At 63.7% G+C, this 17,578-nt stretch carries 22 protein-coding genes and 1 tRNA gene; 12 read left to right on the top strand and 11 right to left on the bottom strand.

Features of this window, described 5'->3' with window-relative positions; translation table 11 throughout:
* Positions 1-69: 69 nt before the first annotated feature.
* Entirely contained in the window at positions 70-744 is a 675-nt protein-coding gene (gmk, locus tag NCS58_RS04350) for a guanylate kinase (protein ID WP_061118850.1), read from the bottom strand.
* A 9-nt stretch (positions 745-753) separates the two neighbouring features.
* Positions 754-1,704: a YicC/YloC family endoribonuclease gene (locus NCS58_RS04345; protein WP_250537954.1), complete on the bottom strand. Its 951-nt coding sequence runs from the start codon at positions 1,702-1,704 to the stop codon at positions 754-756.
* Between the two features lie 243 nt (positions 1,705-1,947).
* On the opposite strand from NCS58_RS04345, the gene rph reads away from it, so the two are divergent.
* The 6 genes from rph to NCS58_RS04315 all read left to right on the top strand — a co-directional run bounded on the left by rph (position 1,948) and on the right by NCS58_RS04315 (position 6,680).
* Positions 1,948-2,706: a ribonuclease PH gene (gene rph / locus NCS58_RS04340; RefSeq protein ID WP_250537953.1), complete on the top strand. Its 759-nt coding sequence runs from the start codon at positions 1,948-1,950 to the stop codon at positions 2,704-2,706.
* Positions 2,699-3,316, top strand: coding sequence for an RdgB/HAM1 family non-canonical purine NTP pyrophosphatase (gene rdgB / locus NCS58_RS04335; RefSeq protein WP_250537952.1), 618 nt, complete (start codon positions 2,699-2,701; stop codon positions 3,314-3,316). Before rph ends, rdgB begins: the two co-directional genes overlap by 8 nt.
* On the top strand, positions 3,313-4,536 hold the full coding sequence (hemW, locus tag NCS58_RS04330; RefSeq protein ID WP_250537951.1) for a radical SAM family heme chaperone HemW: 1,224 nt from the start codon (positions 3,313-3,315) through the stop codon (positions 4,534-4,536). The genes rdgB and hemW overlap by 4 nt, the downstream gene beginning before the upstream one ends.
* Before the next feature lie 11 nt (positions 4,537-4,547).
* Positions 4,548-5,756 carry an MFS transporter gene (locus NCS58_RS04325; protein ID WP_250476450.1) on the top strand — a complete coding sequence of 403 codons (1,209 nt, stop codon included), beginning with the start codon at positions 4,548-4,550 and terminating at the stop codon, positions 5,754-5,756.
* A gap of 45 nt (positions 5,757-5,801) precedes the next feature.
* Positions 5,802-5,891: transfer RNA gene (locus NCS58_RS04320), tRNA-Ser, on the top strand.
* A 471-nt stretch (positions 5,892-6,362) separates the two neighbouring features.
* The gene (locus NCS58_RS04315; protein WP_250537950.1) at positions 6,363-6,680 is read left to right on the top strand and encodes a hypothetical protein; all 318 of its coding nucleotides are present in this window, start codon (positions 6,363-6,365) and stop codon (positions 6,678-6,680) included.
* Between the two features lie 24 nt (positions 6,681-6,704).
* On the opposite strand, the gene NCS58_RS04310 is transcribed toward NCS58_RS04315, so the two are convergent.
* Positions 6,705-6,875: a hypothetical protein gene (locus NCS58_RS04310; protein WP_250476424.1), complete on the bottom strand. Its 171-nt coding sequence runs from the start codon at positions 6,873-6,875 to the stop codon at positions 6,705-6,707.
* 77 nt (positions 6,876-6,952) lie between these two features.
* Positions 6,953-7,111 (bottom strand): hypothetical protein, encoded by a 159-nt coding sequence (locus NCS58_RS04305; protein ID WP_250537949.1) that lies wholly within the window; start codon positions 7,109-7,111, stop codon positions 6,953-6,955.
* Positions 7,112-7,251: 140 nt separating this feature from the next.
* Between NCS58_RS04305 and NCS58_RS04300 the strand changes: the two genes are divergently transcribed.
* Both NCS58_RS04300 and NCS58_RS04295 read left to right on the top strand, forming a co-directional pair.
* The gene (locus tag NCS58_RS04300) at positions 7,252-7,731 is read left to right on the top strand and encodes a TonB family protein (RefSeq protein ID WP_250537948.1); all 480 of its coding nucleotides are present in this window, start codon (positions 7,252-7,254) and stop codon (positions 7,729-7,731) included.
* 303 nt (positions 7,732-8,034) lie between these two features.
* A complete protein-coding gene (locus tag NCS58_RS04295) occupies positions 8,035-9,339 on the top strand; it encodes an MFS transporter (RefSeq protein WP_061118843.1) in 1,305 nt (434 codons plus the stop codon).
* Between the two features lie 19 nt (positions 9,340-9,358).
* Here the strand turns inward: NCS58_RS04295 and NCS58_RS04290 are convergent, their stop codons facing one another.
* Complete coding sequence (locus tag NCS58_RS04290; protein ID WP_250537947.1) at positions 9,359-10,543, bottom strand: OpgC domain-containing protein; 1,185 nt, start codon at positions 10,541-10,543, stop codon at positions 9,359-9,361.
* Between the two features lie 261 nt (positions 10,544-10,804).
* On the opposite strand from NCS58_RS04290, the gene NCS58_RS04285 reads away from it, so the two are divergent.
* Entirely contained in the window at positions 10,805-10,984 is a 180-nt protein-coding gene (locus tag NCS58_RS04285) for a hypothetical protein (RefSeq protein WP_250537946.1), read from the top strand.
* A gap of 292 nt (positions 10,985-11,276) precedes the next feature.
* Positions 11,277-12,623, top strand: coding sequence for a chloride channel protein (locus NCS58_RS04280; RefSeq protein WP_250537945.1), 1,347 nt, complete (start codon positions 11,277-11,279; stop codon positions 12,621-12,623).
* A gap of 134 nt (positions 12,624-12,757) precedes the next feature.
* Here NCS58_RS04280 and NCS58_RS04275 read toward each other — a convergent pair whose 3' ends face one another.
* Positions 12,758-13,069: a YXWGXW repeat-containing protein gene (locus NCS58_RS04275; RefSeq protein WP_061118841.1), complete on the bottom strand. Its 312-nt coding sequence runs from the start codon at positions 13,067-13,069 to the stop codon at positions 12,758-12,760.
* Here NCS58_RS04275 and NCS58_RS04270 point away from each other — a divergent pair.
* Complete coding sequence (locus NCS58_RS04270; RefSeq protein WP_250537944.1) at positions 13,068-13,343, top strand: hypothetical protein; 276 nt, start codon at positions 13,068-13,070, stop codon at positions 13,341-13,343. The two genes, NCS58_RS04275 and NCS58_RS04270, sit on opposite strands and share 2 nt — an antisense overlap.
* A 34-nt stretch (positions 13,344-13,377) precedes the next feature.
* Here NCS58_RS04270 and minE read toward each other — a convergent pair whose 3' ends face one another.
* The 5 genes from minE to map form a co-directional block, all read right to left on the bottom strand.
* A complete protein-coding gene (gene minE, locus NCS58_RS04265) occupies positions 13,378-13,632 on the bottom strand; it encodes a cell division topological specificity factor MinE (protein WP_006999197.1) in 255 nt (84 codons plus the stop codon).
* 9 nt (positions 13,633-13,641) lie between these two features.
* The gene (minD, locus tag NCS58_RS04260; RefSeq protein WP_035505288.1) at positions 13,642-14,457 is read right to left on the bottom strand and encodes a septum site-determining protein MinD; all 816 of its coding nucleotides are present in this window, start codon (positions 14,455-14,457) and stop codon (positions 13,642-13,644) included.
* 87 nt (positions 14,458-14,544) lie between these two features.
* Positions 14,545-15,330, bottom strand: a complete 786-nt coding sequence (gene minC / locus NCS58_RS04255; protein ID WP_250537943.1) for a septum site-determining protein MinC — start codon at positions 15,328-15,330, stop codon at positions 14,545-14,547.
* Positions 15,331-15,473: 143 nt separating this feature from the next.
* Positions 15,474-15,998, bottom strand: coding sequence for a GNAT family N-acetyltransferase (locus NCS58_RS04250; protein WP_061118838.1), 525 nt, complete (start codon positions 15,996-15,998; stop codon positions 15,474-15,476).
* 158 nt (positions 15,999-16,156) lie between these two features.
* Positions 16,157-16,939 (bottom strand): type I methionyl aminopeptidase, encoded by a 783-nt coding sequence (map, locus tag NCS58_RS04245; RefSeq protein ID WP_250537942.1) that lies wholly within the window; start codon positions 16,937-16,939, stop codon positions 16,157-16,159.
* Positions 16,940-17,186: 247 nt separating this feature from the next.
* Between map and NCS58_RS04240 the strand changes: the two genes are divergently transcribed.
* Positions 17,187-17,537, top strand: coding sequence for a hypothetical protein (locus NCS58_RS04240; RefSeq protein ID WP_250537941.1), 351 nt, complete (start codon positions 17,187-17,189; stop codon positions 17,535-17,537).
* The last annotated feature ends 41 nt before the right edge of the window (positions 17,538-17,578 follow it).

Genomic DNA, 17,578 nt, shown 5'->3' with positions numbered 1-17,578 from the left:
TTTGTTTCCTTCTCAATATGGGTTTTATTCTACCTTATGTGACCGAACGACCCGGCCACTGCAGGCGCGTCATGCTTGCGGCGTGGAGTGGATGCCGAGGTCCACGAAAAGCTGCGTATTGCGCGCGTATTGCGACGTGAAGCGCAGGCGCGTCGCGGCAACGAGACAGCGTAGTTCGGTCAGCGCGCGATCGAAGTTCTCGTTGATGACGACATACTCCGCTTCCGAGGCATGCGCCATCTCGCTACCGGCCGCGAGCAGGCGTCGCACGATCACTTTCTCGGAATCCTGGCCGCGTTTCTTGAGGCGGTCTTCGAGCGCTTCGAGCGACGGCGGCAGGATGAAAATTTCCACCGCGTTGCGGAACTGCTTCTTCACCTGCTGCGCGCCCTGCCAGTCGATCTCCAGCAGCACGTCATGGCCCTGCTTCATCTGCTCCGCGATCCACAGCTTCGACGTGGCGTAGTAGTTGCCATGCACCTCGGCGCTTTCGAGAAACTCACCCTTTTCCCGCCGCTCCATGAATTCGTCGACGGACACGAAGTGATATTGCACGCCGTTGGTTTCCTTCGAACGCGCTTCGCGCGTCGTGTACGAAACCGACAAGAGGATGTCCGGATCCTCGGCGAGCAGCGCGTTCACGAGCGTGGATTTGCCCGCGCCCGAGGGCGCGACGACCATGAACAGATTGCCGGGATAAATGCCCGTGTAGTGGCTGTGCGAGCGGTGTGCGGTATTCGGCATGATGTTGCGTTACTCCAGATTCTGTACTTGCTCGCGCATCTGCTCGATGAGCAGCTTGAGCGTCATCGATGCATCCGCGAGTTCCTTCGCGGCCGCCTTCGAGCCGAGCGTGTTCGCTTCGCGGTTCAGCTCCTGCATCATGAAGTCGAGCCGCTTGCCGACCTTGCCGCCCTTTTGCAGCACGTGGCGCGTCTCGGCAAGGTGCGCCGTGAGACGCTGCAACTCTTCCGCGATGTCGATGCGGATGCCGTACATGGTCACTTCCTGGCGGATGCGTTCGGCGATTTCCTCGCGCGGCACGCTCGTCGCGACCGTTGTGCCGCCTTCGGTGGTCGCGATACCGAGCGCGTCCTGCAGGCGCTCGACGATCTTCTGCTGATGCTTCGCGATGAGTTCCGGCACGAGCGGCGTGATGCGCGCGACGATCGCTTCCATCTCCGTCACGTTCTCGATGAGCACCTTACCGAGGGCCGCGCCTTCACGCGCGCGCACTTCGATGAGATCGGCAATTGCCTGCTTGCCGCACGCGAGCACCGCTTCGCGCAGCGTGTCCTGCGACACCGCGCTTTCCGCGAGCACGCCGGGCCAGCGCAGGATTTCGCCGGTGCGCATGCGCTCGGCGTCGTGAAAGACGTCGAGCACGGCACGCTCGAGCGTGGCGAGCTGCGTGAGCGCCTCGCGATTCAGCGCGCCCGCATTCGCGGTCTGCTCGACGCGATTCAGGTTGATGCGGATATCGACCTTGCCGCGCGAGAGCTTCGTCATCAGCATTTCGCGCAGTTGCGGTTCGGTTGCGCGCACGTCTTCGGGCATGCGGAAGTTCAGGTCGAGAAAGCGCGAATTCACCGTGCGCAATTCCACCGATACACCGACGCCCGAACCGCCTGCGCCATTGGGTCCCGCGCCATCCGCGACGACTTCGCGTGTCGCGCTGGCATAGCCTGTCATGCTGTAGATCATGGTACGTCTCGCGATTGAGAGCCTTCGTTGCGAAGGCCTGTCTGATACGAGCGCCCGGCGCGCCCGAAGTGCTTTGGGATTGGCACGCGTCTGGCCGCCGGGCGAGGAATCCGCATTATCCCATTTTTGATGCGAAGCCCGCCCGGACGGCACGTCCAGCGCCGTGACGCGCGCGCAACGCCGGCAGGTGAATAACGATAAAATCGCTGGGTTCGCTGGTTCCACTCTCTTCTTTCGATACCCATGACCGACTCTCCCCTGCTCAAGCCTTCTCCCCCGCGTCCGAGCGGCCGCCGCGGGAACCAGTTGCGCGACGTGCGCATCACGCGCAATTACACGAGGCACGCGGAAGGCTCGGTGCTCGTCGAATTCGGCGATACCAAGGTGATCTGCACCGCGAGCGTCGCCGAGCGCGTGCCCGAGTTTCTGCGCGGCCGCGAGCAAGGCTGGCTGACCGCCGAATACGGCATGCTGCCGCGCGCGACGCACACGCGCAGCGACCGCGAAGCCGCGCGCGGCAAGCAGACGGGCCGCACGCAGGAAATCCAGCGCCTGATCGGGCGCGCGCTGCGCTCGGTGTTCGACCTGAACGCGCTCGGCGCACGCACGCTGCATATCGATTGCGACGTGATCCAGGCCGATGGCGGCACGCGCACGGCGAGCATCACGGGCGCGTTCGTCGCCGCGCACGACGCAGTCGGCAAACTTCTCGCGGCGGGCAAGATCACGAAGACGCCGGTCAAGGACTTCGTCGCGGCGATTTCGGTCGGCATCTTCGAAGGCTCGCCCGTGCTCGATCTCGACTACGAAGAAGACTCCCAGTGCGACACCGACATGAACGTCGTGATGACGGGCGCGGGCGGTTTCGTCGAAGTGCAGGGCACGGCGGAGGGCGCGCCCTTCACGCGTGAGGAGATGAACGAACTGATCGCGCTCGCCGACAGTGGCATCCGCGCGCTGATCCTGAAGCAGAAGGAAACGTTGGGGATTCAAGGTGTCTGACGCACAGGGTCTCGGCCGCGTAGTGCTCGCGTCGAACAATGCGGGCAAGCTGCGCGAACTCGCATCGCTGCTGGATGCGGCGGGCATCGAACTGATCGCGCAAGGCGAACTCGGCGTGCCCGAAGCGCCCGAGCCGCACGTGACCTTTGTCGAGAATGCGCTCGCGAAGGCGCGGCACGCATCGAAGCTCACCGGCCTGCCCGCGCTCGCCGACGATTCCGGCTTGTGCGTGCGCGCGCTGAACGGCGCGCCGGGAGTGTATTCGGCGCGCTATGCGTCGATGAGCGGCGGCGCGAAGAGCGATGCGGCAAACAACGCGCGCCTCGTCGCCGATCTCGCCGGGCAAGCCGATCGCCGCGCGTACTACTTCTGCGTGCTCGTGCTCGTGCGTTACGCGGACGATCCCGAGCCGCTCATCGCGGAAGGCCGCTGGCATGGCGAAGTGATTGACGTCCCGCGCGGTGCAAACGGCTTCGGCTACGATCCGCACTTCTTTTTGCCGACGCTCGACGCGAGCGCCGCCGAGCTCGATCCGGCGCGCAAGAACGCGCTGAGCCATCGCGCGCTCGCGCTGCGCGACCTGCTGCAACGACTGAAGGAACTTGCGTGAGCGCCGGACCGAAGACAATCAACGTGGTGCAGGCTTTCACGTCGCCGGGAAGCATTCGGCTGACGTCGTTGCCGCCGCTCTCGCTGTACGTGCATTTCCCTTGGTGCGTGCGCAAGTGCCCCTATTGCGACTTCAACTCGCATGAATGGAAGGACGACACGTTCCCCGAGGAACGTTATCTCGACGCCTTGCGCGCCGATCTCGAAAGCGCATTGCCGCTCGTGTGGGGACGGCAGGTGCATACGATCTTCATCGGTGGCGGCACGCCGTCGCTGTTGTCGGCCAAAGGTCTCGACCGGCTGCTCTCCGACGCGCGCGCGCTGCTGCCCGTCGATGCCGACGCCGAGATCACGCTCGAAGCCAATCCCGGCACGTTCGAAGCCGCGAAATTCGCGTCGTTCCGTGCGAGCGGCGTGAATCGTCTGTCGATCGGCATCCAGAGCTTCAACGAAGCGCATCTTAAGGCGCTCGGCCGCATCCACGACGCGATGCAGGCGCGCAAAGCCGTCGAGATCGCCGCGAAGCACTTCGACAACTTCAATCTCGATCTGATGTTCGCGCTGCCGCAGCAATCACTCGACGAATGCAGGCATGACATCGACACGGCCATTTCCTTCGCGCCGCCGCATCTGTCGCTGTATCACCTGACGATGGAGCCGAACACGCTCTTCGCCAAATACCCGCCCGCCCTGCCCGACGACGACGCCTCCGCCGACATGCAGGACTGGATACACGAGCGCACGCGTGAAGCCGGTTACGCGCGCTACGAAGTGTCGGCGTATGCGAAGCCGCATCGCCAGAGCAGGCACAACCTGAACTACTGGCGCTTCGGGGACTATCTCGGCATCGGCGCGGGCGCGCATACGAAGCTGTCGTTTCCGTCGAAGGTCCTGCGTCAGGCGCGCTTCAAGCATCCGGCGACGTATATGGATCAAGCGCTTTCGCCCGGCGAAACCGCCATTCAGGAAGAACGCGACGTCGGCCCGCGCGATCTGCCGTTCGAATTCATGCTGAATACGCTGCGCCTCGTCGAAGGCTTTCCGGTGCATGCGTTCGTCGAGCGCACGGGCCTGGCGCTGTCCGCGATCGAGCCGGCGCTCGTCGAAGCGGAGCGGCGCGGGCTCATCGCGCGCGACATCGAGCGCATTGCGCCAACCGAGCTCGGCCAGCGCTTTCTCAACGATCTGCAGGAGCTGTTCTTGAAGGATCCGCAAAATTGAGCGCGCCGACGATGGCGCAGGACTCGGTAATGCGGCATCGTCCGTTCGCGCTCTTCTGGACCGCGCGGGTGATGTCGTCGGTCGCGTTTCAGATGATGTCGGTCGCGATCGGATGGCAGGTCTATTCGATCACGCATAGCGCTTATGCGCTCGGTCTCGTCGGCCTTGCGCAATTCCTGCCGATGTTCGTACTGACGCTCGTCGTCGGGCACGTCGCGGATCGTTACGACAGGCGCACGATCGCGTACGTGTGCCAATCGATCGAGGGCATCGCCGCGCTCGTGCTGTGTCTCGGCGCATGGCACGGCTGGCACGATGTCGCGCCGATCTACGCAATCGCTGCGATCACCGGCGCGGCGCGCGCGTTCGAATCGCCGTCGATGGCCGCGCTCTTGCCGAATCTCGTCGCGCGCAATCAGTTGCAGCATGCGAGCGCGTGGTCGACCTCCGCGAACCAGACCGCGCAGATCCTCGGCCCCGCGATGGGCGGCGTGCTCTATGGGCTGGGCGCGCTGACCGTGTACGGCGCGGTGACGGTCGCGTTTCTCGTCGCGGCGTGCGCGGTGGGCGCGATCAAAATCGACGAAGCGGTGCGCATGCGCGCGCCGTTGTCGCTGGAGGCGCTCTTTTCCGGCATCGGCTTCATTCGCGGCAAGCCGGTGATTCTGGGCGCGCTGTCGCTCGATCTCTTCGCGGTGCTGCTCGGCGGCGCGACCGCACTGCTGCCGGTGTACGCGCATGACATCCTGCACACCGGGCCGTGGGGACTCGGTATTCTGCGCGCCGCGCCCGCGGTCGGCGCGCTCGCCGGATCGATCTGGCTCGCGCATTTTCCGTTGCGGCAGCGCGCGGGCAATGCGCTGTTCGGCGGCGTGATCGCGTTCGGCATCGCGACCATCGTGTTCGGGCTGTCGCGCAACATCTATGTGTCGCTCGTCGCGCTCGCGGCGCTGGGGGCATCGGATGTAATCAGCGTCGTCGTGCGCATGTCGCTCGTGCAGTTGCAGACGCCCGATGAAATGCGCGGGCGCGTCGGCGCGATCAATTCGCTGTTCATCGGAACGTCGAATCAGCTCGGAGAGTTCGAATCGGGGATGACGGCGGGATTGTTCGGTGCGGTGCCCGCGGTGCTGATCGGCGGAATCGGCACGATCGTCGTCGCGATGGTCTGGATGCGCCTTTTCCCCGCGCTCAAGGCGACGAAATCACTCGAAGGATGAGCGTTTCTCCACGACGATGACTTGCGCTACAATACGCGCCTTGCTGGAGGTGTGGCCGAGCGGTTTAAGGCACCGGTCTTGAAAACCGGCGAAGGAGCGATCCTTCCGTGAGTTCGAATCTCACCGCCTCCGCCAAAAACGAAAGAAAGCCTCGTAAGTTCAAACGCTTACGGGGCTTTGTTGTTTCTGGAGGTACTCGGGGAAATCAGATTGAGTTATCGGACGGCCGTCGGTGCCAATTTCTATGGCTGCAACGCGGTTCCCCCTCGCAGCGCTGTAGTGAAAGCGCAAGTACCTCGCTGCATTCGTTCGTTTCGACATCCTTATGGTTAGCAGGAAGCCGCCACCGCGTTGCGTTGAAATTCAGACGATACGCGTAGCCCACGCGCCGCGCGCCACGTATCTTCGCCCTTCCTCCTTCCCGAGTCTCCCCATCTCGGTCGAAGGGGGCCCTCAATGGGTAAGCTGGACTTGGGCCTCGCAGCAAGCGAGGCCTTTTTTTGCTCTTCCAGCAAGCCCAATCACGCGCTTGGCAAAAAATCGATGTGAACACAATGGCCCGCACGCCATCTAACCGCCTCATCGATAACAACGCGGAGACCCCCCATGAAGCCAGGCCGCATCACGCCGATCCTCTTCGGCTGCGTCGTCGCCGCAAGCCTGCCGGCGCATGCCCAGCCCCAACCGAACGCGCAATGGCGCGCGACCGAGGCAACGCTCTTCGACCTGATCCAGAACGGGTACGGAATCGTCGCAGTGACGAGCGTGGCCGCGCGCAACTCCGGGCTCTTTGAAGACACGTACGTGCTTCAGAAAAACAATAGCCTCTATCGCTGCGTGGAAACGCGCGCGGCAGAGACGGGAACGATCCGTTCCACCGCGCCGGTGCGCTGCGCCGAGCTCGTCAAACCGTACACAGACTGACGATGAGACCGTCAACGACGCGCATCAATTGTCGTCGGACCTGACCGGCGGACGAACGTGTGGAACCGGCTCCGCCTTGGCCGCATCCGGCTTGGGCGCGGCACGTTTCGATTCACTCTTCGAATGTGCGGCCGTGGCCGGTTGCTGCTGCCGCGCGGGCGCGCCCGACGGTGCCGGATGGTTCTTGCGTGACATGGCATCCTCCCGTTAGCGGGGATATCCCCTATCTACGATAGCACCGCCTCGCCGGTGCCGTACACGCGCTGCGCGTCTCAGCCGACCGGCGCCTCGCCCTCGCCCGTCTGCTTGCCCGGCCTGTCGTTCGGGCCTTGCTTGCGGTTTTCATCCTCGCGCTCCGGCAGCTTGCTTTTCTCGTTGTCGCTGTGCTCGGCGGCCTTGCCGTCGTCCGGACTATTCGTTTCGCTGTTCATGGCGCCCTCCTCGAGTGTCGTCGAATGAAATCATCGGCAGCAAGTCGCGCGCCCGAGCGCGCGCTACCGCACGCATTTGTTCCACTCACGGCCTTTGCAGCGACTACCATATAAGTAACGCCAGTTCGTCTTTACCTGCGATGTCCGCGTCACGTTCCTGCTCTATCGCCATTGCGCTCATCGGCGCGTTTGCGATGAGCGCCTGCACGATCACGCCGCCGCCGAGCGTCGTCGCCGCGCGCCCCGCCGCGCCGGCCGTGCCCGTCCTGACGCTCGACGAATACAAGGCACGCATCGCCCAGCGCATCTTCGAGCGTAATCCGTCGCTCGTTCTGAAAGGCGCGCCGCAGGCGATGCTGCGCTCGTTCGTGCTCGTGTCGTTCACGGTGGACCGCGGCGGGCGGCTCGTCGAATCGTCGGTGTATCGCACCAATGGCGACGACGAAGCCGAAGCCACCGCGCTCGCCTCGCTGCGCCGCGCGTCGCCGCTGCCCGCACCGCCCGCGCGTCTTTTGAACGGAAAAGATCAGCTGGAGCTTTTCGAAGGCTGGATGTTCAACGACAACGGCCAGTTCCAACTGCAAACCTCGCACTCGCCGCAGGCGACGACCATCGATTGATCAGCGCGCACCCCGCACGCTCGTTATAATTTTTGGCACCCCTGCCGGACCGGTTCCGGCGCGGCCTTCGCCTCGCGCCCATCCCGCGCGCCGCGCGAAGCGCCTGAGCGCAGCCCGACTGCGCCGCGACATTGCGCGTTACTCGTGCGCGCCGTCAAAGCTGGCTTTCCTGCCATCGCATCGCAATCCCTACAAAAAGCTGACTCGCGTCGAGCGACGAAATCGCTCGTCATTCCGATCGCTCTCACCCGGCGATGCGCGCGACAATGCTTCGCACCAAGGCAACACGACAACGGAGACAACATGGCCTCACCCTCGCTTTCCGCCGCAAAGCCCGGCGACGGTTCCCAAAGCGCTTCTCGCGTTATCTTCGCGAGCTTCATCGGCACCGCGATCGAGTTCTACGACTTCTATGTCTATGCGACCGCCGCCGCGCTCGTCATCGGACCGGTGTTCTTTCCGCACGACTCGCCCGCCGCGCAGGCGCTCTCCGCATTCGTCACGTTCGGCATCGCGTTTTTCGCGCGACCGATCGGCTCGTTCCTGTTCGGTCACTTCGGCGACCGCATCGGCCGCAAATCCACGCTCGTCGCTTCGCTGCTCGTGATGGGCGTCTCGACGACACTCATCGGCTTCGTCCCCGGCTACGATTCGATCGGCAGCCTCGCGCCGATCCTGCTGTGCGTCCTGCGCTTCGGGCAGGGCATCGGCCTCGGCGGCGAATGGGGCGGCGCCGCGCTGCTCGCGACTGAATACGCGCCGAAAGGCAAGCGCGGTCTCTTCGGCATGTTTCCGCAGCTCGGACCGTCGATCGGCTTCCTCGCGTCGAACGGCCTCTTCTTCGGTCTCGCGCTGTCGCTCTCCGATGAGCAGTTCCGCAGCTGGGGCTGGCGCGTGCCGTTCATCGTGAGCGCCGTGCTGGTCGCGCTCGGCCTCTACGTGCGCCTGAAGATCGCGGAGACGCCGGCGTTCCGCGCGGCCGTCGAGCGCGAGGAGCGCGTGAAGGTGCCGGTCGCGACACTGCTGTCGAGCCATCTCGTGCCGACGCTGCTCGGCGCGTTCGCGATGGTCGTCTGCTACACGCTCTTTTACATCTCGACGGTGTTCTCGCTGTCCTACGGCGTCGCCAAGCTGCATTTCGCGCGCGAGACGTTTCTGGGGCTCCTGTGCTTCGCCGTGCTGTTCATGGCGATCGCCACGCCGATTTCCGCAATCGCGAGTGACCGCTTCGGACGCAAGCCTGTGCTGATTGTCGGCTGCCTGCTCGCGATTCTGTCCGGCTTCGCGATGGCCCCGCTCCTCGGCAGCGGCGATACGATCCAGGTCGCGCTCTTCCTCACGATCGAGCTGTTCCTGATGGGCGTCACCTTCGCGCCGATGGGCGCCCTCCTGCCCGAGCTTTTTCCGACGAACGTGCGCTACACGGGCGCCGGCGTCGCGTACAACCTGGGCGGGATTCTGGGTGCGTCGGTCGCGCCGTATATCGCGCAACTGCTCGCCAATCGCGGCGGGCTGACGTGGGTGGGCGGCTATGTGTCGGCCGCCGCGGCGGTGAGCCTCATCGCGGTGCTATGCATGCGTGAGACGCGCAACATCACGCTCGAATGAGAGTGGGCAACCGGCGCGCCTAGCGATCGCGCTGGTTCGTGACATGGGCAGGCACCGGCCTGCCCTTGATTACCGGAATGCGCGGCGCCGGCCGTTCGACGCCGTTCGCGCGCGCTGCCTTCGCCGCCTTGCGGTCGGCCCAGAAGCGCGCAAGCACGAGCAGACTCGCGATGGCGATGCCATCCGCGATGAGCCCCAGAATCCAGTGCGACGGGTAGCGCCCGAGCCCGAGCACGCCCATTGCGCGCAGTGCCGAATCCAGCACGAGCGATACGCACGTTCCCGCGATGAAGCACACGAGCCCCTGCTGGCCGATCGTCACGATGCCGGGCAACTTGCGCGCGAGTCTGCCGACCCATCCCGAATACACCCCGCGCGCGACGATCCACGCGATCGCCGCAAAGCTCACGATGCGCAGCGTCGCGAGGTTCTGCTTCATGTATCCCGGCGGCGCCTGGGTTTCGAGGAAGAGCTTGAAAAACGCGAACGTCAGCGCGAGGGCAATCGCGCCTGCGGTCAGCCAGCGCGCGGCACGGCCGGCATGAAATGCGTCGCTGATTGGCTGGACGCGCGACAGGATGCCGATCATGAACATCAGTTGCCAGGCGAACGGGTTGAACGACCACGCTTCGCCGTAGGTACCCGGCAAAAAGCGCAAGAGCGGCATGGCCGCGAGCCACACGAGCAGACTGCCGAACATCGCGATGACCGGCTTTTTCTGCGCGAGCGGAACGATGACCGGGACGGCGAGCGCGAAAACCGAGTACATCGGCAGCACCGCGGAAAGATAAGGCTGCTGACGCAGCAGAGCGATATCGACGGTCAGGCCGAACGGTCTCACGAGGAAGTTCGGCCACTCGGTGTACTCGACCATCGGCGTATCGACCTTCAGCGCCATCAGGAGCGCGCCGCCGATCAGCATCAGAAACGCCGTGAACAGGTACGCGCGATAGATTTCCCAACTGCGTTTGAAAAAGCGTCGGCGCGCGGCTGAATCGCTACGGCGAGTCGCAAGCGCCGTATAAGCCGCCGCCGACGCATAACCCCCAAGAAACACGAAAACTTCTGCGGAATCGCAGAATGCATATTGATGCAGCGTAAAGCGCGAAAGCACGCTTCCCGTTATATGGTCCACCGCGATAATGAGCAGCACGATTCCTCGAAAGAAATCGACTTCGAGAGAACGTGTCGTCGGGGAAGTCATCTGGCGAATGCTCCACGGACTTGCGGTTTCGGCGCCGCCGGGAATGGCGCGGCGCACATACGGGGTTTGTACCTAGGCTGAAAAGAAAATTCCCTGAATCAACGCTTATTTCAAAGTAACACTCGATGGCAGTCGGCAAGCTGGCGGCAAAATGACTTTTTTGTCCGCTTTCCAGTCAATATGCCGCTGCCTATACTCGAGCAACTTCGACAAAAACAGGTCGCGGAAAACAATGCCGCGAGACCAGAACCGGAGGCCGACATGCGCATTCATCTGCAGAGTTCCCACCTCGTCGCGATAATTGCAATCGCACTAATAACGGCACTGCTGCTCGCGGTGAAGTTTCGTCCGGCGACGTGGCGAGGCATGCTCTTCGAAGCGGTCATCGCGAATGTGGGCGCGCTCCTCGCGGTGCTTGCTTTCGAAGTCCTCACCGCCTGATGCCGAGTGCCGGCGTCGCACACCGGACCTACAAATAAATTTCAAGTCGAGTGAACTTTCCACTGCGCGCTTGCTCTGAGCACTTAATGCTGTTCGTGCGGCTCGCTTTCCGGGCTGACCTGACGGCTCTTCTCTCCTCTCCGCTCCTGCTTATGGCGGGAGCGTTTCTTGGGCGCCCGGCGAAAGCCTCGCGCCTGTTCTTTTTTCTGGCCTCCGCAGTACCCTGCGCATCCACCGCTTCGCCGACGGCCATCGCATGATCCGCGTGCTGCGTTCCTTCTCGGCCGTCACCATGCGACGCACACGCAGCCTGTGGCGCCGTTACGGCATCTTCTGGCTCGGTGCGATCCTGGTCGGGCTCGTCGCCGTCTACTACGCCCGGCTGATCGACTGGGGCTTCAGCGTCTTTTCCGCTATCCGCAGTGAGCATGCCTGGCTGCCGCTCGTGATCACGCCCGCCGCCGCGGCGCTCTGCGTCTTCGTCACGCGGCGATTCTTCCGTGGATCCGAAGGCAGCGGCATTCCGCAGGTCATCGCCGTGCTGGACAGCCCGACATCGGCGGCGGGCGGGCGACTGCTCACCTTGCGCATTCTCGTCGCCAAGATCGGCGTCTCGCTCGTCGCGATACTCGGCGGACTGACCATCGGCCGCGAAGGTCCGACTGTGCAGATCGGCGCGGCGCTGATGTTCAACATGCGGCGCTTCTACCCGCGCTCAAATTCGCTGATCGAACGGCAACTCGTGCTCGCGGGCGCGGCGGCCGGCCTGTCGGCGGCATTCAACACGCCGCTCGCCGGCATCGTGTTCGCGATCGAGGAGCTCACGCGCAGCTTCGAAGTTCGCACGAGCGGCGTGCTCATTACGGGCATCATCATCGCGGGTGTCATCGCGCTCGGACTGAGCGGCAATTACACGTACTTCGGCACGATCCGGGCCGGCGCGCAGTTCCCGAGGTTCTTCGCTGTGGCGGTCGTCGTGACGGGCATCGTCACCGGTATTGCGGGCGGCGTCTTCTGCTGGCTGCTGCTCAACACAAGCAAATGGATTCCCGCGTCGCTGAGACACCTCCATGCGTCGCGGCCGGTCGCGTTCGCGGCGCTCTGCGGCTTCATCATTGCCGTCGTCGGATTGCTGGCCGGCGGCACGACCTTCGGCAGCGGATACGCCGAGGCGCGCGGCCTGCTCGAAGGGCGCGAGCATCTGTCGATGCTCTATCCGCTCCTCAAAATGATCTCGATGATCGGTTCGTACCTGCCCGGCATTCCGGGCGGGATCTTCGCGCCGTCGCTATCGATCGGCGCGGGTTTCGGCAACGTCCTGCACGTGCTCTTCCCGCAGATGTCCTTGCCCATGCTGATCGCGCTCGCAATGGTCGGCTATCTCGCCGCCGTCACGCAGTCGCCGATCACCGCGTTCGTCATCGTGATGGAGATGATCGACGGCCACGCGCTCGTGATCTCGCTGATGGCGGCGGCGCTGATCTCGAGCCGCATGTCGCGCCTCTTCGCGCCGCCGCTCTACGAAGCGCTGTCGGCGAGGTACATGACGCCGCTGGAAAAGCTCGCGCCGTCGCCGGAACTGCCCGAGGGCGGCGAAGCGGCGCCCGCCGGAACGAAGGACGAAGCGCCGCTGAAATAGGCCGTCAATACACGTAGACGTGCGCCGGCCGATACGCGTAAGGATGCGCCGGCACGACGATGCAGCCCGCGAGCGCATCGGCGAGCACGACAGCCATGAGGACGAGCAGGAGCCGCTTCATCTGCGTCCTCCCATCACGCCCAGTGCGCCGGCACCCAGCGATACCGCGCGCCGTGTCCGACCCATTCGCCCGGTACCCATCGATGACCGACACGCTCGGCTTCCCAATGACCGCCGACCCACACGTAGCGGCCATGCTCCCAGTTCCAGTGACCGCGATCCCACACATATCCGGCACGCGCTGGCGGCGCGGCCTCGTAGCGCGGCGCGGGCGGCGCACTCGGCGCAACGATCACGACTTCGGCGGCAGACGCAGCCGTTACGGTGATCGCGCCGGCGACGACCAGCGCGGTTCGGGCGAGCAGCGTGCGGAGGGAAGTTTTCATGACGTACCTCTTCTTCTTTCGAGACATTGAGCGCCACATGGCGCGGATCGATGCAACCGGCGACGCAGCGCGCCGCCGATACGCACTCAATGCGCGAGAACGTCAGAAGGAGGACAAAGCGAGCATTACAACGACTCCCAATGTGCAACCGAATATTGATGAAAGGCGCGCACTGGTCGAACGAATCGCACGCGCAAACGATAGCGCGCAAAAACAAAAGCCAGGATCGTCGGATCCTGGCTTTGCTACTTTCCGCGATGCTCGCGCGGCCTGAGCCGGCGCGATGCCGCGCGCGCAAGCGCTACGCGTTACGCCTGCGGAATCTCGATCTTCACTTCCAGCACTTCGAGGTCGTCCTGACGCTCGAGGCTCACTCGAATATCGTCATCGGAAATCTTCACGTACTTCGAAATCACCGCAACGAGTTCTCGTTGCAACGCCGGCAGATAATCGGCGGCGGCTTTGCCACCCGCGCGCTCGTGCGCAATGATCAACTGCAAGCGTTCCTTCGCGACCGAAGCGGACTTTCTTTTCTCGCCCAGCAAAAACGAAAGAATCGACATTGCGTCCCCTTACTTGGTGCCGAAGATGCGTTGCAGCAGACCAGGCTTGTGATAATCCGTGAAGCGCAGCGCCGTTTCTTCCCCGAGGAAGCGCGACACCACGTCCTTGTACGATTCGGCGACATCCGTGCCATCGAGATGCACGGCCGGCAAGCCCTGGTTCGACGCATGCAGCACCGCTTCCGATTCCGGAATCACGCCGATCAGCTCGATGCGCAGGATTTCCTGAATGTCGGAGAGCGACAGCATTTCGCCCTCGCTGACACGCTTCGGGTTGTAACGCGTGATGAGCAGATGCTCCTTGACGGGCTCCTTTCCTTCGATCGCGCGCTTGGTCTTCGACGACAGGATGCCGAGAATGCGGTCCGAGTCGCGCACGGAAGACACTTCGGGATTCGTCACGATGAGCGCTTCATCGGCGAAGTGCATCGCCATCAGCGCGCCGGATTCGATGCCCGCCGGCGAATCGCAGACGATGTACTCGAAATCCATCTTGATCAGTTCGTTGATGACCTTCTCGACGCCCTCGAGCGTGAGCGCATCCTTGTCGCGCGTCTGCGACGCCGGCAGGATGTAGAGGTTCTCGCACTTCTTGTCCTTGATGAGCGCCTGATGCAGATTGGCTTCGCCCTGAATGACGTTGATCAGGTCGTACACCACGCGGCGTTCGCAACCCATGATGAGGTCGAGATTGCGCAGACCGACGTCGAAGTCGATCACGGCCGTCTTGTGGCCGCGCAATGCGAGCGCCGATGCGAAGCTCGCGCTGGTGGTCGTCTTGCCGACGCCGCCCTTCCCCGAAGTCACCACAATGATTTTTGCCATACAAGTACCTTGTGTTCGTCAATAGGTCCGCTCGCGTTGCTTTCGGGCGCGCGCCGGGGCATCGGGCGCGCGAGTCGATCCAACCCGTCAGGTCAGTCGCAGCGGTTCGATCATGAGTTTTTCTTCGTTCAGCCAGATTTGTACGGCCTTGCTGAGCACGTCGGCCGGCAGCGGGTTTTCAGTCGTCCGATAGATGCCCGCGATGGAGATGAGTTCCGGCTCGAGACAGGTGCAGAAGATCCGCGCGTCGAGATTGCCGTGCACGCCCGCGAGCGCGCGGCCGCGCAACGGCGCATAGATATGGATATTGCCTTCGGCGATCACTTCGGCCCCGTACGACACGAGTCCGAGCACGATGAGATCGCCCTTCGCGTAGACCTGCTGGCCCGAGCGCAGCGGCCGGTCGATGATGGTCGCGGGTGCGGGCAGCGACGCGGGCGCCGGCTCCTTCGCGACGGCCGCCTCGATCACCGCAGCGGCTTCGGTGTTCGGCTTCGCCTCGTCGACCGAAGGCTTCGGCGCGCCGCGCCGGTCGCGCGCTTCGAGAATCGGCAGGCCGCCTTCGTTCGCCCATTGAATCGCCCACGTCTGCGCGGGAAGCGCGACGATGCCGATCGGACGCATGCGCACGCTCTTCAGCAGCGTCTCGAGCGCGGCGAGCGACACGCGCTCGCCTTCGCCGCCCTTCGCGGAATCAGCGAGACGACGCACGTCGATTGCGACGACATCGCCTGCGAAGAATTCGGGAGTTGCTTCGAAGCGCCGCGTGAGTTCGTTACGCAGGGCATCGAGGTCGGAAGTCTTGACGACGAAGAGAAGCGTGTCGACGGAGCCGCTGCGCAGTTCGAAGAAGGGCGTTTTGTTGAGCGACATAGGAACGGCCAAAAATTTTGCGTATTTTACAGGCGTTGTCGCACACGGCCATAATTTTTAGGACCGATTTCAGCTATCGAAAACGAGAAGTGTGTGCCACGCGGGCACGCGAGAAGCGATGACAGAGCGAGAACTAACGGGAGTTAGGCGTGCTCTTCGGGGTGCATGTGGCGCACGAAGAGCGACTCGGCTTCTTCTTCGTGAGACGGCATTGCGCGACGATCGCCGGTGGGGCCAAAACCGAGACGCTCATAGAATCGCACCGCGGTGCGATTCTCCTCGGAGATCCACGCATGCACCTCGGCGACGCCCTGTCCGACGAGCCACTGCGACGCGACGTTCACGAGCAACTCGCCGCCGCGCAGATGCCGCACAGCCGGCGCCACCCACAGCGCGTTCACGAACGCGCGCGCGCTCGGCGCCTCTTCGATGTACGCGTGCACGAGACCGCAGGGATGACCTTCGGTGTAGAGCAGAAACGTCGCGAGTCGGGGCGAATTCGCATGCAGCGCCGCGGTATCGTCGAACAACGACGGGTCGACGAGCAGCGCGTCTTCCAGCGTTTCGCCGAATGCATACGGCGCTTCACGCAGCGATGCCGTGCGAAGCTCGCGCAAAACCGATCCTTGGTGCGCACCGATGCGGCTGACGGTCAATGAGGGACTCATGCGGGCTATTTCTCTCTGGCTCTCTGGCTGATGCGCTAACGGCTCTGTCGGCCGGTGCGGCGCTCGTGCCATGGACATAGCTTCAACCGAACGGGCGACCCCGTCAATTCCTAAATCCTGGAAAGTGCTTTACAGCGCACACGATAAGGCGAACGCGCTCATGGCGTCGCATAGCTTCCCGTCCCGTCCGGCCACGGCGTAAGCAGTTCGAAGCCGCCGTCGGTGACGGCGACCATGTGCTCCCATTGCGCGGAAAGCGAGCGATCTTTGGTCGTCACGGTCCAGCCGTCGCGCGACTGCTGCGTGGCGGCGCGGCCGGCGTTGATCATCGGTTCGATGGTGAAGACGAGTCCCGGCTTCAGGCGCATGCCCGCGCCGCGCTGGCCGTAATGCAGCACCTGCGGGTCCTCGTGATAAACGCGGCCGATGCCGTGGCCGCAATACTCGCGCACCACGGAAAAGCCCTCGCGATGCGCGACGCTCTGAATCGCGAAGCCGACATCGCCGAGCGTCGCGCCCGGGCGCACTTCGCGCATGCCGGCAACCATCGCTTCGTAGGTCGTTTCCGTGAGACGGCGCGCTTCGGCGCTCGGGGTGCCGGCGTAGTACATGCGGCTCGTGTCGCCGTAGTAGCCATCCTTGATGATCGCGACATCGATGTTGATGATGTCGCCGTCTTTCAGTTCTTTCGGCCCGGGAATGCCGTGGCACACGACGTGATTCACCGAGGTGCAGACCGTCTTGGGAAAGCCCATATAGCCGACGTTGGCAGGAATGGCCTTCAATTCGTCGACGATGAAGCGATTGCAGATGGCGTCGAGTTCGTCGGTGGTGACGCCCGGGCGGACGTGTTCGGCGATCATCGCGAGGACTTCGGCGGCCATGCGGCCGGAGATGCGCAACTTTTCGATGTCGGCGGGTGTCTTGAGCGTGATGGCCATTGAGCAATGCGATGGGTTCGTGCCGCCTCGCGCGCATGTTTTAACCGGTGTTCGAGGCGGGCGGCGCGCGAGGACAATGGGCCCGATGATAGCACTCCCGCGTAGGGCCGCTGCTTGGAAAGCCCCATGGGCACTGCATCTGTGGGCTTCGAGCGCGCGTTTTGCGATGCGCCGCGATCGTCGCTCGGCCTTGTGATGAAAGCGCGTTTGTGTTTTAGTGGCCCGATTTCGAACCTGTCGGAGCGTTATGAACCTGTCTCGATTTGCGCTGAGTTCCGTTCTGTCGTCGGGCATCGCCGCCCTCGCCGCCTGCAGTTCGACGAGCGGTCCCGAACTGCGCGCGTCGAAGCCCGTGATACACGTTTCGTCGGCGCGGCCTGCCTCGGATATATCGAATTGCTTGCAACGCATGATTCCGTCCGCGCAAACGCGGCTCGATCAAGGCACGACGGAGCTGCTGGTCGGCTCCAATGCGTGGCTGGTGACGCTGACGCCTTCGGCTTATGGATCGATCGTGAAGGTGCAGCAGTCGTCCAGTGACGATGGCGGAGTGCCGGAGCCGGAGCTGCGGTTCGATATCGCGCGATGTACGACTTGAGGTGAACCGAGCAAGCCGTTCCGTCAACCGGAGCGGCGCTT

Origin of the sequence: Caballeronia sp. INML3B (genome assembly GCF_023631305.1) — a bacterium.
Lineage (GTDB): Bacteria > Pseudomonadota > Gammaproteobacteria > Burkholderiales > Burkholderiaceae > Caballeronia > Caballeronia turbans.
Note: the sequence above shows the minus strand (reverse complement) of the source record. Positions and strands in the feature narration are given on the sequence as shown.

What these genes read in the sequence shown, in the direction of transcription:
- NCS58_RS04325 (WP_250476450.1), top strand. Translation starts at nt 4,548, where the DNA reads ATGGCGCAGGACTCGGTAATGCGGCATCGTCCGTTCGCGCTCTTCTGG.
- NCS58_RS04280 (WP_250537945.1), top strand. Translation starts at nt 11,277, where the DNA reads ATGCGACGCACACGCAGCCTGTGGCGCCGTTACGGCATCTTCTGGCTC.
- NCS58_RS04290 (WP_250537947.1), bottom strand. Translation starts at nt 10,543, where the DNA reads ATGACTTCCCCGACGACACGTTCTCTCGAAGTCGATTTCTTTCGAGGA.
- gmk (WP_061118850.1), bottom strand. Translation starts at nt 744, where the DNA reads ATGCCGAATACCGCACACCGCTCGCACAGCCACTACACGGGCATTTAT.
- NCS58_RS04305 (WP_250537949.1), bottom strand. Translation starts at nt 7,111, where the DNA reads ATGAACAGCGAAACGAATAGTCCGGACGACGGCAAGGCCGCCGAGCAC.
- rph (WP_250537953.1), top strand. Translation starts at nt 1,948, where the DNA reads ATGACCGACTCTCCCCTGCTCAAGCCTTCTCCCCCGCGTCCGAGCGGC.
- NCS58_RS04285 (WP_250537946.1), top strand. Translation starts at nt 10,805, where the DNA reads ATGCGCATTCATCTGCAGAGTTCCCACCTCGTCGCGATAATTGCAATC.
- minE (WP_006999197.1), bottom strand. Translation starts at nt 13,632, where the DNA reads ATGTCGATTCTTTCGTTTTTGCTGGGCGAGAAAAGAAAGTCCGCTTCG.
- NCS58_RS04275 (WP_061118841.1), bottom strand. Translation starts at nt 13,069, where the DNA reads ATGAAAACTTCCCTCCGCACGCTGCTCGCCCGAACCGCGCTGGTCGTC.
- NCS58_RS04345 (WP_250537954.1), bottom strand. Translation starts at nt 1,704, where the DNA reads ATGATCTACAGCATGACAGGCTATGCCAGCGCGACACGCGAAGTCGTC.
- minC (WP_250537943.1), bottom strand. Translation starts at nt 15,330, where the DNA reads ATGTCGCTCAACAAAACGCCCTTCTTCGAACTGCGCAGCGGCTCCGTC.
- NCS58_RS04250 (WP_061118838.1), bottom strand. Translation starts at nt 15,998, where the DNA reads ATGAGTCCCTCATTGACCGTCAGCCGCATCGGTGCGCACCAAGGATCG.
- NCS58_RS04295 (WP_061118843.1), top strand. Translation starts at nt 8,035, where the DNA reads ATGGCCTCACCCTCGCTTTCCGCCGCAAAGCCCGGCGACGGTTCCCAA.
- NCS58_RS04310 (WP_250476424.1), bottom strand. Translation starts at nt 6,875, where the DNA reads ATGTCACGCAAGAACCATCCGGCACCGTCGGGCGCGCCCGCGCGGCAG.
- map (WP_250537942.1), bottom strand. Translation starts at nt 16,939, where the DNA reads ATGGCCATCACGCTCAAGACACCCGCCGACATCGAAAAGTTGCGCATC.
- NCS58_RS04315 (WP_250537950.1), top strand. Translation starts at nt 6,363, where the DNA reads ATGAAGCCAGGCCGCATCACGCCGATCCTCTTCGGCTGCGTCGTCGCC.
- NCS58_RS04270 (WP_250537944.1), top strand. Translation starts at nt 13,068, where the DNA reads ATGACGTACCTCTTCTTCTTTCGAGACATTGAGCGCCACATGGCGCGG.
- NCS58_RS04240 (WP_250537941.1), top strand. Translation starts at nt 17,187, where the DNA reads ATGAACCTGTCTCGATTTGCGCTGAGTTCCGTTCTGTCGTCGGGCATC.
- NCS58_RS04300 (WP_250537948.1), top strand. Translation starts at nt 7,252, where the DNA reads ATGTCCGCGTCACGTTCCTGCTCTATCGCCATTGCGCTCATCGGCGCG.
- minD (WP_035505288.1), bottom strand. Translation starts at nt 14,457, where the DNA reads ATGGCAAAAATCATTGTGGTGACTTCGGGGAAGGGCGGCGTCGGCAAG.